Below are 4,477 nucleotides of genomic sequence, written 5' to 3' on the forward strand. Positions count from 1 at the left end.
GCCGGCCGACCGTGTGCGCGTCGCGCTGGATGTCGGGCCGCACGCCCCCCTGGCCGAGTTGCTGGCGCCGGCCCGCCTGCGCGCCGCGCGCATCGGCGCCGTGGTCACCGCCCAGGCCGAGGCGCTGCCGGCCCCGATCCGCGCCGGGATCGAGGCCGCCGGCATCCGCGTGCTCGGCCAGTGCGAGTTCCTCGAACTGCAGCTCGCCCGGGTGGATATCGAGCACCTGGCACCCGGCTGGCTCGAACGGTCCAACAGCCTGCGCGAGAGCGTGGCGGAGGCGGCCTTCCGTCGCGCCTTCGACATCCTCCTCGGCTCCATCCTCGTGGTGGCCACGCTGCCGCTGCTGCTGCTCACGGCGCTCGCCATCAAGCTCGACAGTCCCGGCCCGGTCTTCTACCGGCAGGAGCGCGTGGGCCGCGGCGGGCGGGTCTTCGACCTGTTCAAGTTCCGCAGCATGGTGGTGGATGCGGAGGCCTCGGGCTCCCCGGTCTGGGCCAGCAAGCAGGACAGCCGCATCACGCGGGTGGGCCGCTTCATCCGCCTGACCCGCATCGACGAGATCCCGCAGGTCCTCAACGTGCTGCGCGGCGACATGGCCTTCGTCGGCCCGCGGCCGGAGCGCCCGGCCTTCGTCGAGCAGCTCGCCGGCATCATCCCCAACTACAACGCTCGCGCGGTCGTGAAGCCGGGCATCACTGGTTGGGCTCAGGTTAACTATCCCTACGGCGCTTCGGTGGAAGATGCGCGCATGAAGCTCGCATACGACCTCTACTACGTGCGCCGCCGCAGCCTGTTCCTCGACCTGCTGATCCTGGTCGCCACGGTGCGGGTCGTGCTGTTCCAGGAAGGGTCGCGATGACCTCCCGGCCGGGCGCGGCGGGGGATTCGCACGCGCCGTGACCTCGGCCTCGGTCGTCCTGCACGCCGGCGCCGCCGCGGTCTGCCTGGTCTGGACCGTCCTGGTGCTGGCCGTGGGGCGCGGCACCGCCGCCCTGCTGCTCGCCGCCTCCTGCGGGGTCGCCGCGCTCTGGGCCGGCGCAACGGCGCTCGCCCTGATGACCGGCCCGGGTCTGCTCAGCGCCGTGGCGGCGGTGGCCGAGATCGCCCGCTGGCCCGTCTGGCTCGCCGTACTCCTCTTCCTGCTGCACCGCGTCGCCGGGGCGCGCGCGCTTCGGATGATCCGCATCTTCGGCGCGGTCGCCGCGATCGCGACGGCAGCCGCCATCCTCATCCTGTTCGGCCGGCATCTCTGGCCCTGGCTGGTGGACGAGGCCACGCTGGCGCGCCTGCTGCTGGCCCTGATGGTCGTCCTGGCCGCGGAGAACCTGTTCCGCACCACCTCGGAGCGCGACCGCTGGCATGTCGTGCTGCCCTGCATCGCCCTCGGCGGCCTCGCTGCCTATGACGTGCTGCTCTATGCCGACGCCGCGCTGTCGCGCGGCATGCCGGCGGCGCTGGTGGATGCCCGTGCCGGCCTGACCGCGGTGGTCACGCCGCTGCTGGCCGTGGCAGCCGTGCGGGACGGCCGCTGGCGGCGCGACCCGCCGGTCTCCCGGCAGGTGGTCTTCCACGGCGCCACGCTGGTGGTGGCCGGCAGTTTCCTGCTGGCCGTCGGCGCGCTGGGCGAGGTGCTGAGCCTGCTCGACGTCGCCTGGGGCGCGGCCGCGCAGGTCGTGTTGCTGGCGCTGGCGCTCTTCGTGCTGGCGCTGGCCGCGAGTTCCGCCAGCGCGCGCTCGCGCCTGCGCCGGCTGGTCGTCGACCACTTCTTCACCGCACGCTACGACTACCGACGGGAATGGCTGCGCTGCGTCGAGATCCTCTCGGCCGCCGACGACCCTGCCCCGGCCGAGCACCGGGCGATCCGCGCCATCGCCGATGCGGTGGACAGCCCGGCCGGCGTGCTGCTGCACCGCGACCCCGGGGAGCCCGGGCTTCGCTGGGCCGGCTCCTGGAACCTGCCGCATGCCCATCTCGGCCTGCCAGCCGAGGATCCCTTCCTGGCCGCGCTCGGCGGTGGGACCGATGTGCTGGTGCTGGATGCGGCCGATCCGGCCGTGCGGCCGCTGGTGGCGGCCTATGGCCAGCTCTGGCTCGCCATCCCGCTGCCGCACGGGCGCGCCGGCCTGTCGGGCGTGGTGCTGCTGGCGCCGCCGCGCGCGCCCTTCCCGCTCGACCGCGAGGTGCTCGACCTGCTGCGCACACTGGGGCAGGAGGTCGCGATGTTCCTGGCGGAACGGCGCGCGGCCGAACGGCTGGTGGACGAGCGCCGGCTGGCGGAGTACGCGAAGCGCTTCGCCTTCGTGGCCCATGACGTGAAGACCGTGTCGAGCCAGCTCTCGCTCCTGCTCGCCAATGCGGAGGAGCACCTGTCGGATCCCGAGTTCCAGCACGACATGCTGGTGACGGTGCGCGCCTCCGCCGCGCGCATCAACGCGTTGATCCTGCGCCTCGGCCAGCCCGGCGACGTGCCGGAAGTCGCGCGCGCCGAGACGGTGGCGGCGGTCGAGCGGCTGCGCGGCCTCGCCGCCACCCGCCCCTATGCGGTGCGGATCGAGGCCGAGGAGACCGTGCCGCCCGCCGCCATCGCCGGCGCCCGCTTCGACACCGCCCTCGGCCACCTGATGAACAACGCCGCCGAGGCCTCGCCCGCCGGGGAGCCGGTGCGCCTGCGCATCCTGCGCGAAGGCGGCCAGGTCGTGGTCGAGGTCATCGACCGCGGCCCCGGCATGACGCCCGAATTCATCCGCGACGAGCTGTTCCGCCCGCTCAGCACCTCGAAGCGGCAGGGCAGCGGCATCGGCGCCTGGCAGGCGCGCGAGTTGCTGCGCGAGGCCGGCGGCGACCTCGCCGTGGTCAGCCGGCCGGGCGCCGGCACCACGATGCGCGTGCTGCTGCCCGCCGCCGCGGACGCTCGCACCGCCTTCCCCGAGCCGCTGCGGGGCGCCGCATGACCCCGAACGGCAAGCCGAAGCTGCTGGTGGTCGAGGACGACCCCGGCCTCTGCGCCCAGTACCGCTGGGCCTTCCCGAACTGCCGCGTCGTCGTGGCCAACGACCGCCGCCAGGCCGAGACGCTGGCCAAGCGCGAGCAGCCGGACGCCGCCCTGCTCGACCTGGGCCTGCCGCCCGATGCGGAAGGCGTCAGCGAGGGCTTCGCCACGCTCGAGGCGCTGCGCGCCGGCAGCCCCGGCCTGCCCGTGGTGGTGGCCAGCGGGCAGGGCCAGCGGGAGAATGCGCTGCGCGCCGTGGCCCTCGGCGCCTATGACTTCTGCGAGAAGCCGGTCGACGTCGCCGTGCTGCGCACAGTGATTGAGCGCGCGCTGCGCCTGCGCGAGCTGGAGGAGGAGAACCAGCGCCTCGCCCAGGCGCCGCGGAACTCGCCCATCCAGGGCATCGTCACCGCGGACGAGGGCATGCTGAAGGTCTGCCGCACCGTGGAACGGCTGGCCGGCGTCTCCGTCCCCGTCCTGCTGCTGGGCGAAAGCGGCACCGGCAAGGAAGCCCTGGCCCGCGCGCTGCACGAGCTCGGGCCGCGCGCCGGCAAGACCTTCGTCGCGCTGAACTGCGCCGCCATCCCGGAGACCCTTCTGGAGAGCGAGCTGTTCGGCCACGAGAAGGGCGCCTTCACCGGCGCAGTCCGCCAGGTCGCCGGCCGCATCGAGACCGCCAACGGCGGCACCCTCTTCCTCGACGAGATCGGCGAGATGCCAGTCTCGCTGCAGGCCAAGCTGCTGCGCTTCCTGCAGGACCAGACGATCGAGCGCGTCGGCGGCCGCACGCCCATCCGCGTCGATGTCCGCGTCGTCTCCGCAACCAACCAGCCGCTGGAACAGCAGGCGGAGACCGGGCAGTTCCGCGGCGACCTGCTCTACCGCCTGAATGCCGTGACGCTGCGCATCCCCCCGCTGCGCGACCGCGGCGGCGATGCGCTGCTGCTGGCCCGCTTCTTCCTCAGCCGCTTCGCGCGCGAGCACGGCCGCCGGCTGCGCGGCTTCGACGCAGCCGCGTCGGAGGCGATCGTCGCGCATCGCTGGCCCGGCAACGTGCGCGAGCTGGAGAACCGGGTGCGCCGCGCGGCGCTGATGGCCGAAGGCCCGATGGTCAGCATCGCCGACCTGGAGATCGCGCCGGCACCGGTGGATGCGGAGGCGACCGCCGACCTCGACCTGCGCACCGCGCGCATGCGCGCCGAGCGCGAGGCGATCGAGCGCGCGCTGGCGCGCAGCAACGGCAGCCTGTCCGCGGCCGCGCGGCTGCTGGGCATCAGCCGACCCACCCTCTACAGCCTGCTCGAGACGCACGGCCTCGGGGCGCCCCGCCAGCGCACCGACGGCTCCCCCGCCTCGGGCGACCCCGACATCGTCTAGCGGAGCCCGCGACATGGCCTTCCCGCCCCGCACCGCCCGCCTGCTGATCGCAGCCGCGCTCGCCGCCAGCCTCGGCGCGGGCCAGGCCGCCGCGCAGCCGCTGGAGCG

General features: G+C 74.3%; 3 protein-coding genes. All 3 read left to right on the forward strand.

Features of this window, described 5'->3' with window-relative positions; genetic code table 11:
- Positions 1–862: exopolysaccharide biosynthesis polyprenyl glycosylphosphotransferase (locus tag OZN99_RS26175; RefSeq protein ID WP_270938171.1), on the forward strand; the 862-nt coding region annotated here is incomplete at its 5' end.
- A 37-nt stretch (positions 863–899) separates the two neighbouring features.
- Positions 900–2,954, forward strand: a complete 2,055-nt coding sequence (prsK, locus tag OZN99_RS26180; RefSeq protein ID WP_270938172.1) for an XrtA/PEP-CTERM system histidine kinase PrsK — start codon at positions 900–902, stop codon at positions 2,952–2,954.
- Positions 2,951–4,369: a PEP-CTERM-box response regulator transcription factor gene (gene prsR / locus OZN99_RS26185; RefSeq protein ID WP_270938173.1), complete on the forward strand. Its 1,419-nt coding sequence runs from the start codon at positions 2,951–2,953 to the stop codon at positions 4,367–4,369. Before prsK ends, prsR begins: the two co-directional genes overlap by 4 nt.
- The last annotated feature ends 108 nt before the right edge of the window (positions 4,370–4,477 follow it).

Origin of the sequence: Falsiroseomonas oryzae (genome assembly GCF_027856955.1) — a bacterium.
GTDB lineage: Bacteria > Pseudomonadota > Alphaproteobacteria > Acetobacterales > Acetobacteraceae > Falsiroseomonas > Falsiroseomonas oryzae.

What these genes read in the sequence shown, in the direction of transcription:
- prsR (WP_270938173.1), top strand. Translation starts at nt 2,951, where the DNA reads ATGACCCCGAACGGCAAGCCGAAGCTGCTGGTGGTCGAGGACGACCCC.